Source organism: Pseudomonas sp. NBRC 111132, from assembly GCF_001320565.1.
GTDB classification, from domain to species: Bacteria; Pseudomonadota; Gammaproteobacteria; order Pseudomonadales; family Pseudomonadaceae; genus Aquipseudomonas; species Aquipseudomonas putida_P.
Genome location: NZ_BCBI01000024.1, coordinates 45,648 through 70,513, shown reverse-complemented (window position 1 = coordinate 70,513; position 24,866 = coordinate 45,648). Strand labels below are relative to the sequence as shown.

The following is a 24,866-nucleotide window of genomic DNA, read 5'->3' as shown; positions in this document are numbered from 1 at the left end:
GCTGGGGGGCGCAAAGCGCCCCCCATGCGGTTACAGCACCTGGCGCAGGAAGGCCTGCGCACGCGGGTCTTTCGGGGCGGCGAAGAACGCGGCCGGGGCCGAATCCTCCAGCAGCTTGCCATGATCGAAGAACAGCACACGGTCGGCCACTTCGCGGGCAAAGCCCATTTCGTGGGTGACGCAGACCATGGTCATGCCTTCCTGGGCCAAGGTCTTCATCACGTCCAGTACCTCGCCGACCATTTCCGGGTCGAGCGCCGAGGTTGGTTCGTCGAACAGCATCACTTTCGGGTCCATCGCCAGCGCTCGGGCAATCGCTACGCGCTGCTGCTGCCCGCCAGAAAGCCGAGACGGGAACTCGTTGGCCTTTTGCGCAATGCCGACCTTTTCCAGCAGCGCCCGGGCCTTGGCTTCGCGGTCAGCCTTGTTGCGCTTGCGCACCACCTTCTGCGCCAGGCACAGGTTTTCCAGCACGGTCATGTGCGGGAACAGGTTGAAGTGCTGGAACACCATGCCGACTTCGCGGCGGTAGGCGTTGATGTCGGTCTTGGGGTCGGCCAGCTGCAGACCGTCGATGGCCACATGGCCCTGGTCGAAATGCTCCAGGCCGTTGAGGCAACGCAGGAAGGTCGACTTGCCCGACCCCGACGGGCCGAGCACTACCACCACTTCGCCCTTGGCGACCTGGGTGGTGACGTTATCCACAGCCCGTACCACCTGGCCACGGGTGTCGAAGACTTTCAGCAGGTCACGGACTTCAATCACTTTGCGCAAGCCTCCGCTCGAGCCGACTGGCAATGTGCGACAGCGGCAGGTTGATCAGCAGGTACAGGCCTGCCACGCAGAACCAGATTTCGAAGGTAGAGAACGAGGTGGTGATAGCCTCACGGCCACTCTTGGTCAGCTCGGTGATGGCGATTACCGACACCAGCGAAGTGTCCTTGACCAGGCTGATGAACTGGCCGGCCAGCGGTGGCAGCACACGTTTGAACGCCTGCGGCAAGATGACGTGGCGCATCGACTGCCCAGCGTTCAGGCCCAGGGAACGAGCTGCTTCATTCTGGCCCTTGGCGATCGACTGCACGCCGGCACGGACAATTTCGGCCACGTAGGCGCCAGTGAACAGCGCCAGCGCCGCCACCCCGGCAAATTCCCGGGACAGGTTGAGCACAGTGCCGATGAAGAAGTAGAAGATGAAGATCTGCACCAGCAGCGGCGTGCCGCGCACCAGTTCGACATAAACGGTCGACAGGTCGCGCAGGGTGGGGTTGTTGGACAACCGGCACAAGCCAGCGAACAGGCCGATCACCAGGCCCAGCGCCCCGGACACCACCGAGATCCACAAGGTGGTCCAAAGGCCCCAGGCCAGCGGGCCCGCTGCCCAATGCCGGGTTACACCAATCGGGTCGCCTTCGGCGACATCGTCGCCACGGCTCAGCTGCAGGCTGTCCTTGGCCACATCGAGCACTTGCTCGGCACCGCTCTCGTCCTTCAGCGTGACGCGAGCGTTATCGCCGGAGATGACGATTTCCTGCACGGTGCCGTAATTGGCAGCGCGCTGTGTTTCCTCGGCCTTGTAGGCAAAGTACTGCGGTACGCGGTTCCAGCGCCACTCGTAGGAAATCATCGAAGTGGCCATGTACAGGCTGAGCGCCAGGCCCACCAGGACCAGGGCGGTCAGCCCGTGCCAGGGCCACTGGGCTTTCTTGTGTTTGATCACGTGGGGTACTTCCGTAAATGCGAACGCGCAGGGTTTGCCTGCGCGTCGGGGTCATAAAGCCGGGCTTTTGGCCTGGGCCTTATTCCATTTCCTTCAGCCAGTCCTTGTTCTTGAACCACTTGTCGTGGATACGATCGTAGGTCCCGTCATGCTTGATCTGGTGCAGGAAGTTGTTGATGAAGTTGATGCTGTCGTAGTCGCCTTTCTTCAGGCCGAAGGCCAGCGGCTCGTAGGTGAAGGGCTCTTCGAGGAACAGCAGCTTGCCGGCGCCGGCTTTTTCCACGGCAACCACGTTGTATGGGGCGTCATAGACGAAGGCATCGGCCTTGCCGTTGACCACGTCCATCACCGCTTCCTGCTCGTTGTCGTAGCCGTGGTACTTGGCTTTGCCGATCAACTTCTTGGAAACCATTTCGCCGGTGGTGCCCAGCTTGGACGTCAGGCGGTACTTCTCGTTGTTCAGGTCCTTGTACGACTTGATCTCGCCAGCCAGCTCCTTGCGGATCAGCAGGGTCTGACCAACCACGATGAAGGGTTCGCTGAAGTTCAGGCGCAGGTTGCGCTCCTGAGTCAGGGTCATGCCGCTGCCGATCATGTCGAACTTGTCGGTCAGCAGGGCCGGGATGATGCCGTCATAGGCGGTGGACACTGCCTCGAACTTGACGCCCATCGACTTGGCCATGGCTTTGAGGATATCGACTTCGAAGCCGATGATCTCGCCACGCTTGTTGGTCATCTGGAACGGCATGTAGGTCGGGTCCATGCCCACCCGCAAGGTGCCGCGCTTGACCGCGTCATCGATGGCGCCCGCCTGGGCCGCTGTCACGGCGACCAGGGCGGTAACACCGACCAACAGTCGCGAAAGGTATTTCTTGATCATCACCAAGTCCCCTAGCAAGAAAAGTAGCGAATCTTATTGTTGGCACGGCCGTGCAGGCCGATGAGTCGTATCGGAGAGGGATGCTAACGCATGGCGGCCCGGGGACCTAGAGCTGGGGGGGACTTTGTTGGCCAAAATCGGTTATGCAGGGACATTGCTGGCGAGGGCTTCCGCTCCTACAGAGGAATGTATATCCCTGTAGGAGCGGCCTTGTGTCGCGAATGGGCCGCAAAGCGGCCCCAAGATCTATCAGGCGCCGGCGAGTACTGGTTGGCCTTCACTCTCCGGATGCAACGGCAACAGCGGCGAGTGCGGGTCGTTTTTGATGGAAGCACGCCACACATCGATCCACGCCGCATTGTGCTCGGCCCACACTTGCTCATGCAGGCGAGTCAGCGCCACCGGGTCGCTGAGCAGAGCCAGACGGGTATTGAGGTCCAGCCCTTTCGGCCCGACCTCCATCGCCTTGGCCACGCGCTCGGCACGCAGTGCTTCGATCGGCGCCGCCTGGCCGTGACGGGCAGTGGCCATGGCGCAGGCCAGGGCGTTCTGCCGCGGGTCGACCACTGCCCGCACGAAGCCATCATGCAGGGCATGCCAGCGGTTTTCGTGGGTGTACTGGTCGGTAGCCAGCAGCTCTTGCGGGGTGGCGTATTCCTCGGGGATGAGGAACAGCTTTTCGTCCTTGGCCGCCAGGCCCAGGCGGGTGCGGCTGGAAATTACCGACACCGGGATCGACAGCACCAGCGAACCGACGATAGGCGCCAGCCACCACAGGAAGCTTGGGTTCAACCACGCCACCAGCGCGGCCCAGGCAATACCCAGCAGGGTTTGTGGGCCGTGGCGACGCACCGCTTCGCTCCACGGCGTGGAGTCGTCGTCACGCTGCGGCGAGTTCCAGGTCGCGGCCCAGCCGAGGAACGCGGCCAGCACGAAGCGGGTGTGGAAGATCATGCGTACCGGTGCCAGCAGCATGGAGAACAGCATCTCCATCAGCATCGACAAGGTAACCTTGATCCGCCCGCCGAACTCGACGGCGCCCTTGGCCCAGATCAGGATGACACTGAGCAGCTTGGGCAGGAACAGCAGCACGATCGTGGTGGAGAATAGCGCCACGGCCTTTTCCGGGTGCCACTGCGGCCACAGCGGGTAAAGCTGGTACGGCTCGATGAAATACTGCGGCTCCATCAGCGTGTTGGTCGCCAGCAGCGCAGTCGACAGCACCAGGAACAGGAACCACAACGGTGCCGACAGGTACGACATGACCCCGGTGAGGAACACCGCACGGTGTACCGGGTGCATGCCCTTGACCAGGAACAGGCGGAAGTTCATCAGGTTGCCGTGGCACCAGCGGCGGTCGCGCTTGAGCTCGTCGAGCAGGTTCGGCGGCAGTTCTTCGTAGCTGCCCGGCAGGTCGTAGGCGATCCACACGCCCCAGCCGGCGCGGCGCATCAGCGCGGCTTCGACGAAGTCGTGGGAAAGGATGGCACCGGCGAACGCGCCCTTACCCGGCAACGGCGCCAGGGCGCAGTGCTCGATGAACGGCTTCATGCGGATGATCGCGTTGTGGCCCCAGTAGTGCGACTCGCCCAGCTGCCAGAAGTGCAGGCCAGCGGTGAACAGCGGGCCGTACACGCGGGTGGCGAACTGCTGCATGCGTGCATACAGGGTGTCCATGCCCGAGGCTTTTGGCCCGGTCTGGATGATGCCGGCGTCCGGGTTGGCCTCCATCAGGCGCACCAGGCTGCTCAGGCACTCGCCGCTCATGACGCTGTCGGCGTCGAGCACGACCATGTACTTGTACTCGCCACCCCAGCGACGGCAGAAGTCGTCGAGGTTGCCGCTCTTGCGCTTCACCCGGCGCCGACGGCGGCGGTAGAAGATGCGGCCAAAGCCTTTGGTTTCGCGGCACACGTCCAGCCAGGCCTGTTGCTCGGCCACGGCAATGTCGGTGTCGTTGGTGTCGCTGAGCACGAAGAAGTCGAAGCGGTCGAGGTTGCCGCTGGCGGCCACCGACTCGAACGTTGCGCGCAGGCCGGCGAACACGCGCGGCACGTCTTCGTTGCAGATCGGCATCACCAACGCGGTACGCGCCTCGGGTGCAATCGGCTCGTTGCCGGCGCTACTGCCCGAAATCTTGTATTTGTCGCGCCCGGTGAGCAGCTCGAGGAAGCCCATCAGTGCGGTCCAGAAGCCCGCCGATACCCAGCAGAACAGGATGCCGAAGAGGATCAGGATGGAGGTTTGCAAGGCATACGGCCACACCTGCACGACGGTGTCCCACAGCGACTGGCTGAGGATTTCGTCGAGGTCGACGAACGACCAGCCCTGGTACGGCAGGATGCCCTTCATGTACCAACCGGCGACGATGGTCTGGCCGATCATCAGGGCCAGCAGGATGTAACGGCGGATCGACCCGACCGTGCGCCAGCGTGCCGGCGGCAGCTCGCGCTTGGGTGGCTGCGGCGCGTTGGGACGGCCGGTCATGCGCCGCCACATGCGGATCAGCACGTTGGTGCGCCACGGCTCGGGCACGACCTTGGTGCGTTTGATCGGCGGGGCGATCTTCAGGCACAGGCGGCCGCTGCCATCGACACCGAGCATTTCGGCATCTTCCAACTCGGCAGCACTGCCCACGGTCAAACGTGGACCGACCGAGGCCTGTACGGCCTCGGCAGGGCCGGCGGCCGGGTCGGCCGCCAGACGTTGGTGCAGCTCACTGAACGACGAGCAACTGGCGAGTTCCGCCCGTTGCTCGTCACTCAGTGGCAGGTGAGCCAGGTACTCGCCAAGCGATACTGGCCTTGCGTTTGAGTTACTCATCGGCAGGCAACTGATAGCTCCAGGTCTCGGTCAGCACCTTCTCGGTGGTGGCCGGGACCCCGTTGGTGGGCGCCGCATCGGCGGCAGGTTGTTCGGCCTTGGCAGGTTGCTCGGCCTTCACGGCTTTCTCGGCCTTGGCATGTTTGGCTGCGGCCTTGTCCTGCTTGGCGTCCTGGGCAGGCTTGGCGGGCTCGACCGGCACATCACGCACCAGCGCGGCACGCATTTCGGTCGACTTGTTGGCTTCCTTGACCTTCAGACGCAGGGTCAGGCGCCAGCCCTTGGTCTCAGGGTTATAGCGCAGATTGTTTTCGACCACCTCGGCGTTGTCGTCAACGCTGATCTGGCTGCGCACGGCGGTATCTTCCGGCAAGGCGGCCAAGGCGGGGCCTGTGAAATCGACTAGGAAGGCCACGCTGCCGTCTGGCTGGCGGATCAGGTTGGACTGCTTGACGTCACCGGTGGAGCGCAGGGTCTGCTTGACCGAGCCCAGATCAGGCGCCTGGAATTTCGCCTCGTCGATGGTCCAGTGCAGGCGGTAGGCGTACTCGATCGGCTTGCCTGGCTCTGGCAGCTTCTCCGGGCTCCAGAAAGCTACGATGTTGTCGTTGGTTTCGTCGGCAGTCGGGATTTCGACCAGGTCGACGGTGCCCTTGCCCCAGTCACCCTTTGGCTCGATCCAGGCGCTTGGGCGCTTCTGGTAGTTGTCGTCGAGGTCTTCGAAGTCGCTGAAGGCACGCTGACGCTGCATCAAGCCGAAACCACGCGGGTTCTCGACGCTGAAGTTGCTCACGGCGAGGTGTTTCGGGTTGTTCAGCGGGCGCCACAGCCACTCGCCATTGCCGGCGTGAATCGACAGGCCTTCGGAGTCGTGCAGGGCCGGGCGGTAGTTGAGCACTTTGGACGGCTGGTTGGGGCCGAACAGGTACATGCTGGTCAGCGGGGCAATGCCCAGGCGGCTGACCTGGTCACGCAGGAACACGCGGGACTGCACGTCGACCACGGTATCGTTGCCTGGGCGCAGGGTCAGCTTGTAGGCACCGGTGGAGCGCGGCGAGTCCAGCAAGGCGTAGATCACCAGGTGCTTGTCGGCCGGCTTGGGTTTCTCGACCCAGAACTCGGTGAAGCGCGGGAACTCTTCGCCCGATGGCAGTGCAGTGTCGATGGCCAGGCCACGGGCCGACAGGCCGTACACATGGCCCTTGCCGACCACGCGGAAATAGCTGGCGCCAAGCAGGGTCATGATCTCGTCCTGCTTGTCGGCCTTGTTGATCGGGTACAGCACGCGGAAGCCGGCGTAACCAAGGTTCTTGGTGGTTTCCGGGTCGTGCGGCACGTCACCGAACTCGAAGCGGCTCGGGTCGTACTTGATTTCCTCGACCTTGGAGGCGGTGACTTCGTTGATTTTTACCGGGGTGTCGAAGTGCATGCCCTGGTGATAGAACGACAGTTTGAACGGGGTCTTGTCCTTGGCCCACTCGGCCTTTTCCTGCAGGAAATGGATTTTCTGGTAGTCCGCGAACTTCATGTCGCGGAACACCGCAGGCAGGTTGCTTTTCGGTGCGTCGTACTTCTGGCCGGCCAGATCCTTTGCCTTGGCTGCAACATCGTCAAGATTGAATGCCCACAGCTGGCCCGCGCTCATCAGGCCGACCAGTGCCACACTGGCCATCAGGGCCTTGCGTAGACGCACGCCGGGGATTCTTGATGCTTTTTGGGGACTAACAATCACGAGCAACCCTCGCCGAAAACAGATCATGAAACCAACGGCCAGCGACAAATGCCGGGTTGGCGAGCACTGTTCGGACCCCGTGAGGGCGTAATGATTCCCCAAACGGATCCAGACAATGCTCGAGTCAGAGTGAAACGAACCTGCGAACGCAGGTCCATGCAGCGCGCGATTATCCAGCAGGTCGCGTGACAACGCATCAGGCTGGAACAACTATTTATCGTACAAAACCCCTTGTTTTCCTATAAACAAAGGGTTTTTTGACCTCACATTTGTAACATAAATGTTACGGGGCCATCATTGACCAGGTGCACCTGCATATCCGCACCGAAGCGGCCGCTGGCCACGTCGGCGTGCTGAGCGTTTGCCTGCTGCAAAAGATAGTCGAACAATTCGGCGCCGAGGGCCGGTGGCGCTGCCGTCGAGAAGCTTGGGCGCATGCCATTGCGGGTGTCGGCCGCCAAGGTGAACTGCGACACCAGCAACAAGCCACCCCCGACATCCTTGAGCGACAGGTTCATCTTGCCTTGCTCGTCGCTGAACACACGGTAGTTCAGCAGCTTGTGCAACAGCTTATCGGCCTGTTCACGGGAATCTTCAGGCTCGACCGCCACCAGTACCAGCAGACCCTGGTCGATGGCGCCGACCACCTCCCCCGCTACTTCGACGCGTGCACCGCGCACGCGCTGCAGCAGGCCCCTCATGCTTCTTCCAGGGGCAGGTCGAGCAGGCGCCGGGCCATCTGGTCGGCGGCACGTACCAGGGCATCGGTGATGCCAGGCTCCGAAGCCGCGTGACCGGCGTCACGAATCACTTTCAACTCGCTGTTCGGCCAGGCCTGGTGCAGGGCCCAGGCGTTGTCCAGCGGGCAGATCACGTCGTAGCGGCCGTGCACGATCACCGCCGGCAGATGGGCGATTTTCGGCAAGTCGCGGATCAGCTGATCCGGCTCGAGGAAGGCATTGTTCATGAAGTAGTGGCATTCGATACGGGCGATCGACAGCGCACGCTGCGGTTCGGAGAACCGGTCGACGACCAGCGGGTTCGGACGCAGGGTGGCGGTACGGCCTTCCCAGGTGGACCAGGCCTTGGCCGCATGCATCTGGGCAATCTGGTCGTTGCCGGTCAGGCGCTTGTGGAAAGCCTTGACCAGATCGCCACGCTCTTCCGGCGGAATCGGTGCGATGTAGTCCTGCCAGTAGTCCGGGAACATACGGCTGGCGCCTTCCTGGTAGAACCATTCGATCTCCTGTGGCCGGCACAGGAAGATGCCGCGCAGGATCAGGCCATGCACACGCTCGGGGTGGGCCTGGGCGTACGCCAGGGCCAGGGTCGAGCCCCACGAGCCGCCGAAGAGCACCCACTTGTCGATACCCAGGTGCTCACGAATGCGCTCCAGGTCCTCGACCAGGTGCCAGGTGGTGTTGTGCTCCAGGCTCGCATGGGGCGTGGAGCGGCCACAGCCGCGCTGGTCGAAGGTGATGATGCGGTACAGCGTTGGGTCGAAGTAGCAACGGCTCTGGGCGTCGCAACCGGCGCCCGGCCCACCGTGGATGAACACCACCGGCAGACCTTCTGGCGAGCCGCTCTCGTCGACATACAGCACATGCGGCGCTTCCACGGCCAGATCGTGCCGGGCGTAGGGTTTGATCTGCGGGTAGAGGGTCTGCATTGCGCACTCCGTGTGAGGATTATTCGGCCGTGGGCCATCATAAACCTGAATTGCGCTTTGAGCACCGCCTCTTCCACTCAACGCGGGTAACGCGCTTCCCCCCAAGCCAGCAGCGCTTGCAAAAGCTGCTTCAATACCACTTGCGTCGGTTGCGCCAAGTCTTCCCGGTAGGCAAACGGCTCGGTTTCCTCCATGTACGTGCTTTGCGCCAGCTCCAACTGCACCGCATGGATATGGTTGGCCGGGTCGCCATAATGCCGGGTGATGTGCCCGCCCTTGAACCGGCCATTAAGCACATGGCTGTAACCTTGCGCCTCGGCGCACACGGCCTGCAGCCGCTCAGCCAGTGCCGGGTCGCAACTGGCACCGTTGAAAGTGCCCAGGTTGAAGTCCGGCAACTTGCCGTCGAACAGGTGCGGGATATGCGAACGGATCGAATGGGCATCCCACAGCAGCGCATAGCCAAACTGCTCGCGCAGCCGGTCCAGCTCGTGACGAAGGGTGTCGTGATAAGGGCGCCAGATTTGCTCCAGGTAACGTTTACGTTCTTCGCCGGACGGCACCAGCCCATCCTTGAACAGCGGCTCGCCTTCGAACAACGTGGCCGGGTACAGGCCCGTGGTGGCGCCGGCGTACAGCGGTTTGTCGTCATCCGGGCGATTCAGGTCGATGACGAAACGCGAATACTCCGCGGCCACCACGCTGGCACCCAGGTCACGGGCAAAGTCATACAGCCGCGGGATGTGCCAGTCGGTGTCCGGCAAGCTGCGCGCCTGGTCGACCAGGCCGTCGCGCACGGCGTCGCTCAGGCGCAGGCCGGCGTGCGGCATGCTGATCAGCAGCGGCAGGCGGCCTTGGTGAAAACTCAGTGCCTTGTCCATCATGTCTCGCTCAGTTGGAGATTTCGTGGCCCTTGCGCACCACGCGCTTGGGCAGGTCGCCACCCAGCCAGTAGGCCAGGTCGGCGGGACGTTCGATTTGCCAGGCGACGAAGTCGGCCACCTTGCCCACCTCCAGCGAGCCGTGGCTGTCGCCCAGGCCCAAAGCAGTGGCGGCATGCACGGTGACGCCGGCCAAGGCTTCTACCGGGGTCATGCGGAAACAGGTACAGCCCATGTTCAGCATCAAGCGCAGTGACAGCCCTGGCGAAGTGCCGGGGTTGAGGTCGCTGGCCAGGGCAATCTTCACTCCGTGGCGGCGCAAGGCGTCCATGGGCGGCAACTGGGTTTCGCGCAGGAAGTAGAAGGCGCCCGGCAGCAGCACGGCGACCGTGCCGGCTTTTGCCATGGCAATGGCGTCTTCCTCGGTCATGAACTCCAGGTGGTCGGCCGACAGTGCCTGGTAGCGTGCTGCCAGGCTGGAGCCATGCAACGACGACAGCTGTTCGGCGTGCAGTTTGACCGGCAGGCCCAGCTCGCGCGCCTTGATGAACAACCGCTCGACCTGGGCTGGGGAGAACGCCAGGTGTTCGCAGAAGGCATCCACCGCATCCACCAGGCCTTCGGCGGCCAGGGCTGGCAGCATCTCGTCACAGATGTGCGCGATGTAATCGTCGGCCCGGCCCGCGTACTCCGGCGGCAAGGCATGCGCCGCCAGGCAGGTGGCACGCACCGCCAACGGCAGCTCGTCGGCCAAGCGCCGGGCCACACGCAGCATCTTGCGCTCGTTGGCCAGGTCCAGGCCGTAGCCGGACTTGATCTCGATCGTGGTCACGCCATCGCGCATCAGCGCCTGGACCCGCTGGCGAGCACTGGCGAACAGCTCGTCTTCGCTGGCCGCGCGGGTGGCCCGCACGGTGCTGGCGATACCACCGCCTTGCGCTGCGATTTCGGCATAGCTCACGCCTTGCAGGCGCTGCTCGAACTCACCGCTGCGGTTGCCACCGAACACCGCGTGGGTGTGGCAGTCGATCAGCCCCGGGGTGACCCATGCGCCGCCCAGGTCCACCGTGCGGTCAGCCTCGACCGGTGCCAGCTCGGCGCGTGGGCCGATCCATTCGATCAGCCCGGCGCTGGTGACGATGGCCGCGTCTTCGATGGCCGAGTATCGGCCTTCGGCCATGGTTGCCACATGGCAATGCTGCCAGAGGGTTCTCATGCACAATCTCCTTTACTAGCGGTGCAGCTCGGCCGGTTCCACTGCCGGCTGGCCCTGCCCTGCGCGCGGCTTGCACCACAGCAGGTAGGACGCCACCAGGAACACCACCCAGATCACGCCGACGATCAATGCCGCCTGGGTGTCCGGGAAGTAGCCAAGCACGCCAAAGATGAACACCATGAACGCAATGGCCATGGCCGGGCCATAGGGCCAGAACGGTACCGGGAACTTGAGCTGGGCCACTTCCTCACGGCTCATGCTGCGGCGCATGGCCACCTGGGTAAGCAGGATCATCAGCCACACCCACACCGTGGCGAAGGTGGCGATCGAGGCAATCAGCAGGAACACGTTTTCCGGGATCAGGTAGTTGAGCAGCACGCCGATCAGCAATGCAGCGCCCATCACCACCACGGTCATCCACGGCACGCCATGTTTCGACAGCTTGCCGAAGCTGCGTGGCGCATGGCCTTGATGGGCCAGGCCGTACATCATGCGGCCGGCGCCGAAGATGTCGCTGTTGATGGCCGAGATGGCGGCGGAAATCACCACGACATTCAGCACGGCGGCGGCCGAGCCTATCCCCAGGTTGCTGAAGATCTGCACGAACGGGCTGCCCTGGCTGCCGATTTGCGGCCAGGGGTACAGGCACATCAGCACGAACAGGGTGAGCACGTAGAACAGCAGGATGCGCAGGGGCACCGCGTTGATCGCTTTGGGGATGACGCGTTGCGGGTCCTTGGCCTCACCGGCGGTGACGCCGATGATCTCGATACCGCCGAAAGCGAACATCACCACGGCAAACGACGCAATCAGCCCGCCGATGCCGTTAGGCATGAAGCCGCCGTGGTCGAACAGGTTGCTCATGCCCACGGCATGCCCGGTGCCCACCTGGCTGAAACCGAAGGCCATGATGCCGAGCCCGGCCAGGATCATCGCGACGATGGCGCCGACCTTGAGCAGCGACAGCCAGAACTCCATCTCGCCAAATACCTTGACGTTGCACAGGTTGAGGCCGCCGATGATGAAGACGATACCCAGCACCCAGATCCAGCGGGCGACCTCCGGGAACCAGAAGCCCATGTAGATCCCGAAGGCGGTGACGTCGGCGATGGCGACGATGACCATCTCGAAGGCGTAGGTCCAGCCGAGGATGAAGCCGGCCATGGGGCCGAGGTAGGTGCTGGCGTAGTGACCGAAGGAACCGGCCACCGGGTTGTGCACGGCCATTTCGCCGAGGGCGCGCATGACCATGAACACGGCGGCGCCGCCGATCAGGTAGGCCAGCAGCACGGCCGGGCCGGCCATCTGGATGGCCGAGGCGGAACCGTAGAACAGCCCGGTGCCGATGGCGGAACCGAGGGCCATGAAACGGATGTGGCGGGCACTTAGCCCGCGTTTGAGACCTTGAGCTTGTTGCATGTCACGTCCTTAAATTGTTTTTGTGGTCGTGAGATCAGAAGGGGCTGCTGCGTAGCCCATTCGCGGGCACGCCCGCTCCCACAGGAATACCGCAGCTTTGTGCCGTACCTATGAGAGCGGGCGCGCCCGCAAAGGGCCGCAATGCGGCCCCAGGGGCATTACAGGCTTGGCAGCACACCCGCCGGCAACAAACCGGTCAGGCTGCCCTTGGCCAACAGTTCCACAGCCTTTTCGATGTCTGGCGCGAAGAAACGGTCACGGTCGTAGTGCGCCACTTCGCTGCGCAGCGCCTGGCGTGCCTTCTCCAGCTTGGCCGAAGTCTTCAGGCCCTTGCGCAGGTCCAGACCCTGGCAGGCGCCCAGCCATTCGATGGCCAGTACGCCACGGGTGTTTTCGGCCATTTCCCACAGGCGCTTGCCGGCAGCCGGGGCCATCGACACATGGTCTTCCTGGTTGGCCGAGGTTGGCAGGCTGTCGACGCTGTGCGGGTGCGACAGGGCCTTGTTCTCGCTGGCCAGGGCGGCAGCGGTCACCTGGGCGATCATGAAGCCGGAGTTCACCCCACCGTTTTCCACCAGGAACGGCGGCAGCTGGGACATGTGCTTGTCCATCATCAGCGAGATGCGGCGCTCGCTGAGCGAGCCGATTTCGGCAATGGCCAGGGCCAGGTTGTCGGCAGCCATGGCCACGGGCTCTGCGTGGAAGTTACCACCGGAAATCACGTCACCCTCGGCAGCGAACACCAGCGGGTTGTCCGACACAGCGTTGGCTTCGACGCCCAGTACCTCGGCGGCCTGGCGCAGCTGGGTCAGGCACGCGCCCATGACCTGCGGCTGGCAACGCAGCGAGTACGGGTCCTGAACCTTGTCACAGTTCTTGTGCGACAGCGACACTTCGCTGGAATCGCCCAGCAGGTCGCGGAAGCAGGCGGCGGTGTCGATCTGGCCGCGCTGGCCACGCGCTTCGTGGATACGCGCATCGAACGGCGAACGCGAGCCCAATACGGCTTCGACGCTTAGGCCGCCGCAGGCGATGGCGGCGGCATACAGGTCTTCGGCCTGGAACAGGCCACGCAGGGCATAGGCGGTGGACGCCTGGGTGCCGTTGAGCAGGGCCAGGCCTTCTTTGGCAGCCAGGGTCAGCGGTTCGAGGCCGGCAACCGCCAGGGCTTCGGTAGCCGACAGCCATTGGCCCTTGTAGCGGGCTTTGCCTTCACCCAGCAGCACCAGCGACATGTGCGCCAGCGGTGCCAAGTCGCCGGAAGCACCCACGGAGCCTTTCAGCGGGATGTGCGGATAGACTTCGGCGTTTACCAGGGCAATCAGGGCGTCGATGACTTTGCGACGAATGCCTGAAAAACCACGGCTGAGGCTGTTGATTTTCAGCACCATGATCAACCGCACCAGGTCGTCATCCAGCGGCGCGCCGATACCGGCGGCGTGGGACAGCACCAGCGAGCGCTGCAGGTTTTCCAGGTCGTGGCTGGCAATGCGGGTCGAGGCCAACAGGCCGAAACCGGTGTTGATGCCGTAGGCGGTGCGGTCTTCGGCAATGATTTGCTCGACGCAGGCAACGCTGGCGTCGATGGCCGGCGCGGCGCTGGCATCCAGTTGCAGGCGCACGGGCGCGGCGTGGATCGCGCGCAGCTGGGCCAAGGTCAGGGTGCCAGGCTTGAGGGTGAGTTCGGTCACTTTGCTACTCCAATCGCGTGGAGCCGCAGGCCCGTCGTTGGGTGCCTGCGCGCTCCTTCTTGTTGTTCAGTATCACCCCTTGCGGGGTGCGATCCAAAGCGTGGCGATCAGCCAGTGATCATCGGCAGGTCCAGGCCCTGCTCTTTGGCGCAGTCGATGGCGATGTCATAACCGGCATCGGCGTGGCGCATGACGCCAGTCCCTGGATCGTTGGTCAGTACGCGGGCGATACGCTCGGCAGCTTCATCGGTACCGTCACAGACGATGACCATGCCCGAGTGCTGCGAGAAGCCCATGCCCACACCACCGCCGTGGTGCAGCGACACCCAGGTGGCGCCGCCTGCGGTGTTCAGCAGGGCGTTGAGCAGTGGCCAATCGGAAACGGCGTCCGAACCATCACGCATGGCTTCGGTTTCGCGGTTGGGGCTGGATACCGAACCCGAGTCCAGGTGGTCACGGCCGATCACCACCGGTGCCGACAGCTCGCCGCTGCGGACCATTTCGTTGAAGGCCAGGCCCAGCTTGGCGCGAAGGCCCAGGCCAACCCAGCAGATACGCGCCGGCAGGCCCTGGAAGCTGATGCGCTCGCGGGCCATGTCCAGCCAGCGGTGCAGGTGGGCGTCGTCGGGGATCAGTTCCTTGACCTTGGCGTCGGTCTTGTAGATGTCCTCTGCCTCGCCAGACAGCGCCGCCCAGCGGAACGGGCCGATACCACGGCAGAACAGCGGGCGGATGTAGGCAGGGACGAAGCCTGGGAAGTCGAAGGCATTGGCCACGCCTTCTTCCTTGGCCATCTGACGGATGTTGTTGCCGTAGTCGAAGGTCGGGATGCCCTGTTTCTGGAAGTCCAGCATGGCCTGTACGTGCACGGCCATCGACTGCTTGGCGGCCTTGACCACTGCAGCCGGTTCGGTCTGCGCACGGTCGCGGTACTGTTCCCAGGTCCAGCCGGCAGGCAGGTAGCCGTTCAGCGGGTCGTGGGCGCTGGTCTGGTCGGTGACCATGTCCGGGCGCACGCCACGCTTGACCAGCTCTGGCAGGATTTCGGCGGCGTTGCCGTGCAGGGCGATGGAAATGGCCTTGCCTTCGGCGGTGTACTTGGCGATGCGCGCCAGGGCGTCGTCAAGGTCAGTGGCCTGCTCGTCTACGTAGCGGGTTTCCAGACGGAAGTCGATGCGGCTCTGCTGGCACTCGATGTTCAGCGAGCAGGCACCGGCCAGGGTAGCGGCCAGTGGCTGCGCGCCACCCATGCCGCCGAGGCCTGCGGTGAGCACCCACTTGCCTTTCAGGCTGCCACCGTAGTGCTGGCGACCAGCTTCGACGAAGGTTTCATAGGTGCCCTGAACGATGCCTTGGCTGCCGATGTAGATCCAGCTGCCAGCGGTCATCTGGCCGTACATGGCCAGGCCCTTGGCGTCCAGTTCGTTGAAATGTTCCCAGTTGGCCCAGTGTGGCACCAGGTTGGAGTTGGCGATCAACACGCGCGGGGCGTTGCTGTGGGTCTTGAACACGCCGACCGGCTTGCCCGACTGCACCAGCAGGGTTTCGTCGTCTTCCAGGCGGGTCAGGGTTTCGACGATCTTGTCGTAGCATTCCCAGTTACGGGCGGCGCGGCCGATACCGCCGTACACCACCAGTTCTTTCGGGTTTTCCGCGACCTGCGGGTCGAGGTTGTTCATCAGCATGCGCAGTGGCGCTTCGGTCAGCCAGCTTTTGGCGGTCAGCTTGTTGCCACGTGGGGCACGGATTTCAACGTCACGGTATTTGTTGTTGTCGGTCACGGGAAAGGTCCTCTGCGGTCGTCCGCGGGCGGGTATGTCGTGGTGAATATACAAACACACCTTTACTTGTATGTACAAGCATGGACAACCAAAATAATTGGACCTGTGCGTTCCTGGCTTGGGTTTTGTGGTGGTGCATAGATCGAGCGCCGCGCGGGCGGCGCTCGATCTCACAGGCAATGAAAATGCATTGCCAAGCCCATCAGCGCAAAATGAGCTCGATCAAGCAAAACCGCCCCTGAACCTCCAGCCCAAGCAACTCGTCGTTGCCCTCCAGCCGCAGGCAGTCATACAACCCCAACCGCTGCGTCTCACGCCCGGCAACGCCAACCTCGACCTGGCTACCGGCCGCAAACAACAGCACCGTCGACGCCGAGCTGTACAACCGGCTGGTGCCATCGAACCACTGCAACCGCGCCCGATACCGCTGCGGCGCATAGATCAGGTTGAAATCGCGGATCGCCCCCCCCAGCAGCTTGCAACTGACCTGGCTTTCACCGCTGAAGGCAAAGGCATCGAACGGCAGCAACGGCCGGCTGGCCTGGCCGTCGACCATCAAGCGCATGCCGTCGCCCTGCAGCACGGTGATGATTCGCTGATAACCGGCGAAGGTGGAAAAACCACCCGACTCTTCGATATCGGCAATCGACAGGCGCCAGCCAAAGCCATCCAGGCCCTCGCCACTGTCGCGGGTAATTTCTTCGGTGAAACCGCCACCGTTCTTCCACGGCATGCGCGGGTAATCCTGCGCACGCAACAACTGCAGCTGGCTCATTTACTGAAACGTCCTTCCAGGCGATGACGGGAACCGGGGTGAATCAGCCGTGCAGCGGTCACCGGCTGGCGGCCGGACCAGGTACGGCGGCGAATCAGCAGGCACGGCTCGCCCCGCTCGATCTGCAGCAGGCGGCACTCTTCCGGCTCGGCCAGAATGGCCTCGACCACGTGCTCACCTTCGGTCAGCGGCGCCACCTGGGACAGGTAGGCGTAAGGCGTCTGCCGGGTGAAGTCCTGCTTGAGGTAGTCGGGGGCAATGGCCGCGTTGACGTAGCGGTCCTCGATCTGCACCGGCACGCCGTTCTCGAAATGCACGATCAGCGAGTGGAACACGCGCTGGCCTTCGCGCATGTCCAGGGCCAAGGCCCGCTCGGAGCCGGCGGCTTCCTCATTGAGGGTGATCACCTGGCAGCTATGCTGGTGGCCGCGCGCGGCAATTTCGTCGGCAATGTTGTTGACTTCGAACAGCGCCGAACGGCCCTTGGGCTCGGCCACGAAGGTGCCGACCCCTTGCATGCGCACCAGCAGCCCTTCGGCGGTGAGTTCACGCAGGGCACGGTTGATGGTCATGCGGCTGAAGCCCAGCTCGCTGACCAGTTCACTCTCCGAGGGGACCCGGTGATGGGGTGGCCAGCTGCCGTTGTCGATCTGCTGGATGATCATCTGTTTGACCCGGGCGTACAACGGCGCCGGGCCCTCGCCCATCTGGGCAACCAGCGCGGAGACAGGAGGTGTCGGCACGGCGTTGGATCCTTGTGCATATGGAGTGAGCGGTAGCTTGCCGCAGTTTACCCGGCAGGCAAACGGCTGTATATGTATATACAAGTTAACAATAACAGGATTTGCACAGATGTCCGCCTACTTCGCCGAACGCGCCCTGCTCCCCACGGGCTGGGCCAGCCATGTCCGTATCGAGGTCGCCAGCGATGGCCATGTGGCCCGCATCGAGCCCGGCGCTTCGGCCGAAGGCGCCGAGCGCCTGGCCGGCCCGCTGCTGCCCGGCATGCCCAATCTTCACTCGCATGCCTTCCAGCGCGCCATGGCGGGCCTGGCGGAAGTGGCCGGCAACCCCAACGACAGCTTCTGGACCTGGCGCGACCTGATGTACCGCCTGGTCGGGCAGATCACGCCGGACCAGTTGCAGATCATCGCCCGCCAGCTGTACATCGAAATGCTCAAGGCCGGCTACACCTCGGTGGCGGAATTCCACTACGTGCACCATGACCAGGCCGGCAAGCCCTACGCGGACCCGGCCGAACTGTCCTGCCGCATCAGCGCGGCCGCAGCCGACAGCGGCATAGGCCTGACCTTGCTGCCGGTACTGTACAGCCACGCAGGCTTCGGCGGCCAAGCACCGAACGACGGGCAGCGGCGCTTCATCAACTCCACCGAACAGTACCTGAAGCTGCAGGCACAACTGGCCCCGCTGCTGGCCGCGCAACCGGCGCAGCAACTGGGCTTGTGCTTCCATTCACTGCGGGCGGTAACGCCTGGGCAAATCGCCGATGTGCTGGCAGCCAGCGCCCCACAATGCCCGGTGCATATCCACATCGCCGAGCAGCAGAAGGAGGTGGACGATTGCCTGGCCTGGAGTGGCCTGCGTCCATTGCAGTGGCTGTACGAACATGTGGACGTGAACCCGCGCTGGTGCCTGGTGCACGCCACCCACGCCGAGCCGGACGAGGTCACCGCCATGGCCCGCAGTGGCGCGGTGGCTGGGCTGTGCCTGACTACCGAAGCCAACCTGGGCGACGGGATATTCCCGGCGGTGGACTTCCTGGCCCAGGGCGGGCGCATGGGCATTGGTTCGGACAGCCATGTGTCGCTGAGCGTGGTGGAAGAACTGCGCTGGCTGGAGTATGGCCAGCGGCTACGGGACCAGCGACGCAATCGCCTGTATCGTGGCGACCAGCCGATGGTCGGGCGCACGCTGTACGACGCTGCACTGGCAGGCGGCGCGCAGGCGCTGGGGCAGGCGGTCGGGGAGCTGGCCGTGGGCAAGCGCGCCGACTGGCTGGTGCTCGATGGGCAGGACCCTTACATCGCCATGGCGGATGGCGACGCCATTCTCAACCGCTGGCTGTTCGCCGGTGGGGATCGCCAGGTACGCGACGTGATGGTGAACGGACAGTGGGTGGTGCGCCAGGGTCGGCATGCGCAGGAAGCGGAAAGCGCGCAGGCATTTGCCGGCGTGCTGCGCCAGCTCTTGGGTTGAGCGTATTGGGGCTGCAAAGCAGCCCCAAACATCAGTGCATTTTCACGATTTGCTGATCGGACGCTCGCCAGATCAACCGACTGGTGTCATACCCCTGCTGCCGCGCCTTGGACAGCAGGTTCTCGCGCTCCCAGGCCGGCAACGTCGGCGTGCGCGACAGAATCCACAGGTGCTTGCGGTCCGGGCTGCCGACCACCGCCGTGCGGTAGCGATCATCCACGTACAGAATCCAGTACTCGCCCCGCGCCACGCCAGGCACCAGCTTGGTGAACCAGTTATCGAACTCTACCCACAGCTTGTCGGTATGCCCCGGCTCCTGGATGCTGGCATGCCCTTCGGCGCGCAGCCATTCATCACCCATGGTACGGCAGCGGTTGAGCACGCCAAAGGTGCCGTCCGGCTTGAGGTTGTAGTGTGCCTCGGACTGCTCGCAGCCGGTCTGGTAGCGCATGGGCAGGCGCGCCAGTTCGAACCATTTGCCCTGGTAGCGCTTGAGGTCGACATTGCCAGCGGTTTTCGGCGCCAGCGGGTCGTGCACGGAGCCTGCGCAACCACCCAGCAGCAACGCCAGGCATACCCCCATCAGCAGGTACAGGCGCCTCATTTGAGGCCCTGCCCGGAGTACATCAGTACCTTGTCAGCCGCGTACTGCACGCTGATGAAGCTCTTCTCGTCCCCCCAAGTGCAGCTGCTCATGCCCAGCGCGCCCGAACACTCGGTCGGCGTGCCGAGCAACTGCTCGACCTCGGCCTTGTTCATACCGGCCTTGATCTTGGAATAGTTTTCCTGATTGATCTTGCTGCAGGCAGTCAGAACGACGCACAGCGACAACAGGGCGAGGGAACGCAACGACATGAAGGACACTCCTGGAAGATGATACAGGCGAGTGGCCTGCAGTGATCTTCGACGGGAAAATCCCTCCCTGGTTCCCTGCCCCACCCCCTTTGCCCCTACACCATTGGTCGGATGGCCATTACTGTGCGATTAATCACAAAGAAATAGTCGTTCGCCCAATAAAAAGGCCGCCCTGAGGGCGGCCTTGCATCGCGATGGCCTGCGCAGCAGGCCCTTCGGGCATCAGAACCTGGAACCAGGCTCCAGCAAAAAGTCCATCTCTTCGCTGGTACTCGGTCGCTCCAGCACCAGGTTGCGGTGCGGGAAACGCCCGAACCGGGCAATGACTCGCTGGTGCTGCTCGGCATAGTCGAGGAAGCCTTCGAACAGCCGGCGGGTAGCCTCTGGCTGCTCATCCAGCAGCATCTGATAGCGCTCGACACACAAGTTCTGCCAGTCCAGCACCTCGGCATGCTCCAGCACCAGCAGTACGAACACCCGCTGGATGGGCAACAGTTGATAGTCCCAGCCCTTCTGCAGCCCCTGCATGGCCACCACCTGGGCACGCCGGTCGCCCTCGAAGGCGCGCGGCGTGTCGCGGTAAATCATGCGCGGCAGCTGGTCCAGCAAGATCAGCAGGCCCAGCCAGCCCTGCGGGCTTTGCTGCCACTCGTCGAGCCCGCCCGCCAGGGCCTGCTCGACCAGGTCGCCAAACAGCGCATGGGCGTCGGCATCATGATGCTTGCCGAACCACAGCGTGCTCTTCTCGTCAGCCACGGCCTGGGCACTGGTGCCCCAACCGAACCACCACTCCAGCAACGGCTGCCAAGGTGCGAGCATGACTTACTCCTTGTGGTAGGCGGTGACGCGCTCGACCTCTTCCTTCGAGCCAAGGATCACCGACACGCGCTGGTGCAGGCTTTCTGGCTTGATGTCGAGGATGCGATCGTAACCGTTGGTGGAAGCGCCGCCGGCCTGTTCGATGATGAACGACATCGGGTTGGCTTCGTACATCAGGCGCAGCTTGCCCGGTTTGCTTGGCTCGCGGGCATCACGTGGGTACATGAACAGGCCGCCACGGGTCAGGATGCGGTGCACGTCGGCGACCATCGAGGCAATCCAGCGCATGTTGTAGTTCTTCTTCAGCGGGCCGGTTTCACCTGCCAGCAGTTCGCCAACGTAGCGTTGTACCGGGGCTTCCCAGTGACGCTGGTTGGACATGTTGATAGCGAACTCGGCGGTGGTGGCCGGCACCTGGATGTTTTCGTGAGTCAGTACGAAGCTGCCCAGCTCACGGTCCAGGGTAAAGCCCTTGACGCCGTTGCCCAGGGTCAGGATCAGCATGGTCTGCGGGCCGTAGATGGCATAGCCGGCGGCAACCTGCTCGGTGCCTGGCTGCAGGAAGGCTTCTTCGTTGAGGCTTTCGTTCTGGCTCAGGTACTGGTTAGGGCAACGCAGCACCGAGAAGATGGTGCCGACCGATACGTTGACGTCGATGTTCGACGAGCCGTCCAGTGGGTCGAAGACCAGCAAGTAGGCGCCTTTCGGGTACTTGCCCGGGATCTGGTAGGCGTTGTCCATTTCTTCGGACGCCATGCCGGCCAGGTGGCCGCCCCACTCGTTGGCTTCCAGCAGGATGTCGTTGGAAATCACGTCCAGTTTCTTCTGGACTTCGCCCTGCACGTTTTCAGTGCCCATGCTGCCCAGCACGCCGCCAAGGGCGCCTTTGGAGACGTGATGGCTGATTTCCTTGCACGCACGCGCCACCACTTCGATCAGGAAGCGCAGATCGGCAGGGGTATTGTTGCTGCGGGTCTGCTCAATCAGATAGCGACTCAGGGTAACGCGGGACATGTATGGCTCCGAATGGATGGGGGAGATAAAAAACCCCCGCAGTTTACAGGGAGAGTGGCGGGCTAGCGAGTGATGAGACTCGCCACGGCTCTCAGACGGCACAATAGGTCGGTAGTTCAGCCTTCGCCAGGCCGGTGGTCGGAGTGAGGGCCATTCGCGGGTGAACCCGCTCCCACAAGGATCTACACAGGCCTTGCAGCTGTAGATTTCCCTGTGGGAGCGGGTTTACCCGCGAAGAGATCAGCACAGGCTTACATCAATCCAGAGCCTTCCAGATCTCGTTGGCATATTCGCGAATGGTCCGGTCCGACGAGAACCAACCCATCCGCGCGGTGTTCAGCACCGCCATGCGCCACCATTCCTGCGGCGTGTGCCACAGGTCTTCGACCCGTCGCTGGGCATCCCAGTAGGCATCGAAATCGGCGCATACGAGGAAACGATCGTAGGCCACCAGGCCATCGATCAACCCGGTGTAGCGTGACGGGTCGTCTGACGAGAACACGCCGCTGCGAATGGCCTGCAACACATCGCTCAAGCGGCTGGAGGCGGCTATGGCGGCATTGGCACCAAAATCACCGGCCCGCTTGCGTGCCTCGACCTGCTGCGCGGTCAGGCCGAAGATGAACATATTGTCGGCCCCTACCTGCTCGCACATCTCCACGTTGGCGCCATCCAGGGTGCCGATGGTCAGCGCGCCATTGAGGCCGAACTTCATGTTGCTGGTGCCAGAGGCCTCGTAACCGGCGGTGGAAATCTGTTCGGAAAGGTCCGCCGCCGGAATGATGCTTTCGGCGAGGCTGACGTTGTAGTTAGGCAGGAACACCACCTTCAGCAAGCCGCGCACGGTCGGGTCGTTGTTCACCACCCGGGCGATGTCGTTGGCCAGCTTTATGATCAGCTTGGCCTGATGGTAACTGGCCGCAGCCTTGCCAGCGAAGATCTTCACCCGCGGCACCCAATTGGTGCCTGGGTCATTGCGCATGGCCTGGTACAGCGCAACGGTGTGCAGGAGGTTCAGCAGCTGGCGCTTGTACTCGTGAATGCGTTTGACCTGCACGTCAAACAGCGCCTCGGGGTTGACCGTAACGCCAATGCGGTCCTGGATGATGCTGGCCAGGGCGCGTTTGCTGTGCAGGCGCTGGGCCGCGAACTGCTTGCGGAAACCGGCTTTGTCGGCGAACGGCACCAGGCCGGCCAGAAGCGCCTCCGGGTCGTCCTTGAGTTCCGGGCCAAGCGCCTCGACCAGCATCTCGGTCAGCTGAGGGTTGGACTGGTACAACCAGCGGCGGAAGGTAATGCCATTGGTCTTGTTGTTGATCCGTTGCGGGTAGAGCTTGTGCAGTTCGGAAAACACCGTGCTCTTCATCAGCTTGCTGTGCAGCGCCGACACGCCGTTGACGCTGTGCGAGCCAAGAAACGCCAGGTTGCCCATGCGCACCCGACGGCCGTTGTCTTCTTCGATCAACGACACCGCGCGCAGCACGTCGAAATCGTGCAGGCCTTTGGCCCGCAAGGCATCGATATGGAAGGCATTGATCAGGTAGATGATCTGCATGTGCCGCGGCAGCATGCGCTCCATCAACGCTACCGGCCAGGTTTCCAGGGCTTCGGGCAACAGGGTGTGGTTGGTGTAGGCGAGCGTACCGACGGTCAGCTCCCAGGCCTTTTCCCAAGGCACTTCGTGCTGATCCACCAGTAACCGCATCAACTCCGCCACGGCAATCGAGGGGTGGGTGTCGTTGAGCTGGATGGCCGCCGCATCGGGCAGGTTGAGCAGGTCCTTGTGCATGTTCAGGTGACGGCGCAGCAAGTCCTGCAGCGAAGCCGACACGAAGAAATACTCCTGGCGCAGGCGCAACTCCTGACCGGCCTCGGTACTGTCAGCCGGGTACAGCACACGCGAGATACTCTCGGCACGCGCCACTTCAGCCACAGCCCCCAGATGGTCACCGGCGTTGAATCGCTCCAGGTGCAGCTCTTCCAGCGCACGCGCACGCCACAAGCGCAGGGTGTTGACGCTGGCTCCGCGCCAGCCGACCACCGGCGTGTCGTACGCCACCGCCCGCACCGTTTCACCCGGCGACCATACCTGACGTGGGGTGCCGCTGGCATCGTGCACGGTTTCGACACTGCCGCCGAAGCTGATCGGGTAAATCACCTCGGCGCGTTCGAACTCCCAGGGGTTGCCGAAATCCAGCCAGTTTTCAGTCTGTTCCTGCTGCCAGCCATCGACCACCGCCTGCCGGAACAGCCCATGCTCGTAGCGGATGCCGTAGCCATGGGCAGCGATACCCAAGGTAGACATGCTCTCCATGAAGCATGCAGCCAATCGGCCCAAGCCACCATTGCCCAACGCAGCATCCGGCTCAAGCAGACGAATACGTTCAAGGTCCACATCCAGCCCTTCCAGCGCATCGCGCGCAATGTCCAACAAGCCCAGGTTGCTCAGGCTGTCGTACAGCAGGCGGCCGATGAGGAATTCCAGGGAAAGGTAGTAGACCCGTTTCTGGCTGCGCCGATAGGCCTGACGCGTGTGATCCATCCAGTGATCGACCATGTGATCGCGCGCAGCCAGGGCAATGGCTTCGAACCAGTCATGGTCGAAGGCGTGCTCCGGGTCCTTGCCGACCGCGTAGGTCAGCTTGTTCAGTACAGCAGCGCGAAAATCCGCGACTTCGGCGTCACGAGCTTTAGGTTCCTGGGACATGCGGCATCCTCGGGCAAGTTGACGAAAGCGGAGGGAGATTGATGAGACTAGACCCTTCGACCGGGAGTGACAGTTACGGTTCGCAGTTTTCATGCCGACGCTGCGATTCCGGCAAAAGGTTGTTCATAAATTGAACAATTCCGGTATCATCGCGCGCCCCAAGACCGTGATCCACCCTATAAAGATGAAAACGACCCTGATCGCCGCGGCCGAAGTCGACCGCCTGGAGACCTGGCAGCGCTATACCAGCAACATGTGCCATGGCTGCCATTCGACCTGCTGCACCCTGCCGGTGGAGGTGAAGATCAAGGATCTGATCCGAATCGGCGTGGTCGACGAGTTCGAAAAAGACGAACCGCCGAAGAACGTGGCTAAACGCTTGCAGAAGGAAGGCATCATCGAGCGCTTCAACCAGAAGTCGGGGATTTTCACCCTGACCCGGATGAGCAACGATGACTGCATGTACCTGGATCGTAAAAGCCGCCTGTGCACCATTTATGACAAGCGCCCGGATACCTGCCGCAACCACCCCAAGGTCGGGCCGCGGCCGGGGTACTGTGCGTACAAGCCCAAAGTGGTTGGGCGCTGATCCTGCGTTGCATTTGAGCCCCTGGGGCTGCTTTGCAGCCTCCAAAATCTCAAGGCAAAAAAAACGCCCCCGGCCTTT

The 24,866-nt window shown here is 63.1% G+C and carries 21 protein-coding genes; 2 read left to right on the top strand and 19 right to left on the bottom strand.

Annotated features, from left to right (window positions below; genetic code table 11):
* Positions 1–30 precede the first annotated feature (30 nt).
* The 14 genes from APH35_RS13795 to hutC all read right to left on the bottom strand — a co-directional run bounded on the left by APH35_RS13795 (position 31) and on the right by hutC (position 17,294).
* Positions 31–765, bottom strand: coding sequence for an amino acid ABC transporter ATP-binding protein (locus APH35_RS13795; RefSeq protein ID WP_003249271.1), 735 nt, complete (start codon positions 763–765; stop codon positions 31–33).
* Positions 758–1,720, bottom strand: a complete 963-nt coding sequence (locus tag APH35_RS13790) for an amino acid ABC transporter permease (protein WP_012274579.1) — start codon at positions 1,718–1,720, stop codon at positions 758–760. The genes APH35_RS13795 and APH35_RS13790 overlap by 8 nt, the downstream gene beginning before the upstream one ends.
* A 79-nt stretch (positions 1,721–1,799) precedes the next feature.
* Positions 1,800–2,597, bottom strand: coding sequence for a transporter substrate-binding domain-containing protein (locus APH35_RS13785; protein ID WP_025752328.1), 798 nt, complete (start codon positions 2,595–2,597; stop codon positions 1,800–1,802).
* Between the two features lie 252 nt (positions 2,598–2,849).
* Positions 2,850–5,423 (bottom strand): glucans biosynthesis glucosyltransferase MdoH, encoded by a 2,574-nt coding sequence (gene mdoH, locus APH35_RS13780; RefSeq protein WP_012274581.1) that lies wholly within the window; start codon positions 5,421–5,423, stop codon positions 2,850–2,852.
* A complete protein-coding gene (locus APH35_RS13775; protein ID WP_218187674.1) occupies positions 5,416–7,155 on the bottom strand; it encodes a glucan biosynthesis protein G in 1,740 nt (579 codons plus the stop codon). Before APH35_RS13775 ends, mdoH begins: the two co-directional genes overlap by 8 nt.
* A 263-nt stretch (positions 7,156–7,418) precedes the next feature.
* Complete coding sequence (gene dtd / locus APH35_RS13770; RefSeq protein ID WP_012274583.1) at positions 7,419–7,856, bottom strand: D-aminoacyl-tRNA deacylase; 438 nt, start codon at positions 7,854–7,856, stop codon at positions 7,419–7,421.
* Positions 7,853–8,824 (bottom strand): prolyl aminopeptidase, encoded by a 972-nt coding sequence (gene pip, locus APH35_RS13765; protein WP_060514977.1) that lies wholly within the window; start codon positions 8,822–8,824, stop codon positions 7,853–7,855. The genes dtd and pip overlap by 4 nt, the downstream gene beginning before the upstream one ends.
* A 77-nt stretch (positions 8,825–8,901) precedes the next feature.
* Complete coding sequence (hutG, locus tag APH35_RS13760; RefSeq protein ID WP_012274585.1) at positions 8,902–9,705, bottom strand: N-formylglutamate deformylase; 804 nt, start codon at positions 9,703–9,705, stop codon at positions 8,902–8,904.
* 10 nt (positions 9,706–9,715) lie between these two features.
* Positions 9,716–10,921, bottom strand: a complete 1,206-nt coding sequence (gene hutI, locus APH35_RS13755) for an imidazolonepropionase (protein WP_060514976.1) — start codon at positions 10,919–10,921, stop codon at positions 9,716–9,718.
* A 15-nt stretch (positions 10,922–10,936) separates the two neighbouring features.
* Positions 10,937–12,340, bottom strand: a complete 1,404-nt coding sequence (locus APH35_RS13750; RefSeq protein ID WP_012274587.1) for an amino acid permease — start codon at positions 12,338–12,340, stop codon at positions 10,937–10,939.
* A 158-nt stretch (positions 12,341–12,498) separates the two neighbouring features.
* The gene (gene hutH / locus APH35_RS13745; RefSeq protein WP_012274588.1) at positions 12,499–14,031 is read right to left on the bottom strand and encodes a histidine ammonia-lyase; all 1,533 of its coding nucleotides are present in this window, start codon (positions 14,029–14,031) and stop codon (positions 12,499–12,501) included.
* A 107-nt stretch (positions 14,032–14,138) separates the two neighbouring features.
* Positions 14,139–15,812: a urocanate hydratase gene (gene hutU, locus APH35_RS13740; RefSeq protein ID WP_012274589.1), complete on the bottom strand. Its 1,674-nt coding sequence runs from the start codon at positions 15,810–15,812 to the stop codon at positions 14,139–14,141.
* A gap of 202 nt (positions 15,813–16,014) precedes the next feature.
* Positions 16,015–16,587: a HutD/Ves family protein gene (locus APH35_RS13735; RefSeq protein WP_012274590.1), complete on the bottom strand. Its 573-nt coding sequence runs from the start codon at positions 16,585–16,587 to the stop codon at positions 16,015–16,017.
* Positions 16,584–17,294 (bottom strand): histidine utilization repressor, encoded by a 711-nt coding sequence (hutC, locus tag APH35_RS13730; protein WP_171577230.1) that lies wholly within the window; start codon positions 17,292–17,294, stop codon positions 16,584–16,586. The genes APH35_RS13735 and hutC overlap by 4 nt, the downstream gene beginning before the upstream one ends.
* A 145-nt stretch (positions 17,295–17,439) precedes the next feature.
* On the opposite strand from hutC, the gene APH35_RS13725 reads away from it, so the two are divergent.
* Positions 17,440–18,804, top strand: coding sequence for a formimidoylglutamate deiminase (locus APH35_RS13725; RefSeq protein ID WP_012274592.1), 1,365 nt, complete (start codon positions 17,440–17,442; stop codon positions 18,802–18,804).
* Positions 18,805–18,835: 31 nt separating this feature from the next.
* Here the strand turns inward: APH35_RS13725 and APH35_RS13720 are convergent, their stop codons facing one another.
* The 5 genes from APH35_RS13720 to APH35_RS13700 form a co-directional block, all read right to left on the bottom strand.
* Positions 18,836–19,408 (bottom strand): lipocalin family protein, encoded by a 573-nt coding sequence (locus APH35_RS13720; protein ID WP_012274593.1) that lies wholly within the window; start codon positions 19,406–19,408, stop codon positions 18,836–18,838.
* The gene (gene bamE, locus APH35_RS13715) at positions 19,405–19,659 is read right to left on the bottom strand and encodes an outer membrane protein assembly factor BamE domain-containing protein (RefSeq protein WP_003249234.1); all 255 of its coding nucleotides are present in this window, start codon (positions 19,657–19,659) and stop codon (positions 19,405–19,407) included. Before bamE ends, APH35_RS13720 begins: the two co-directional genes overlap by 4 nt.
* A gap of 222 nt (positions 19,660–19,881) precedes the next feature.
* Entirely contained in the window at positions 19,882–20,478 is a 597-nt protein-coding gene (locus APH35_RS13710) for a DUF924 family protein (RefSeq protein ID WP_012274594.1), read from the bottom strand.
* A gap of 3 nt (positions 20,479–20,481) precedes the next feature.
* Positions 20,482–21,492: a class 1 fructose-bisphosphatase gene (locus tag APH35_RS13705; protein WP_012274595.1), complete on the bottom strand. Its 1,011-nt coding sequence runs from the start codon at positions 21,490–21,492 to the stop codon at positions 20,482–20,484.
* Between the two features lie 256 nt (positions 21,493–21,748).
* The gene (locus APH35_RS13700) at positions 21,749–24,199 is read right to left on the bottom strand and encodes a glycogen/starch/alpha-glucan phosphorylase (protein ID WP_012274596.1); all 2,451 of its coding nucleotides are present in this window, start codon (positions 24,197–24,199) and stop codon (positions 21,749–21,751) included.
* A 184-nt stretch (positions 24,200–24,383) separates the two neighbouring features.
* Between APH35_RS13700 and APH35_RS13695 the strand changes: the two genes are divergently transcribed.
* Positions 24,384–24,788 carry a YkgJ family cysteine cluster protein gene (locus tag APH35_RS13695; protein WP_003249225.1) on the top strand — a complete coding sequence of 135 codons (405 nt, stop codon included), beginning with the start codon at positions 24,384–24,386 and terminating at the stop codon, positions 24,786–24,788.
* Positions 24,789–24,866 lie beyond the last annotated feature (78 nt).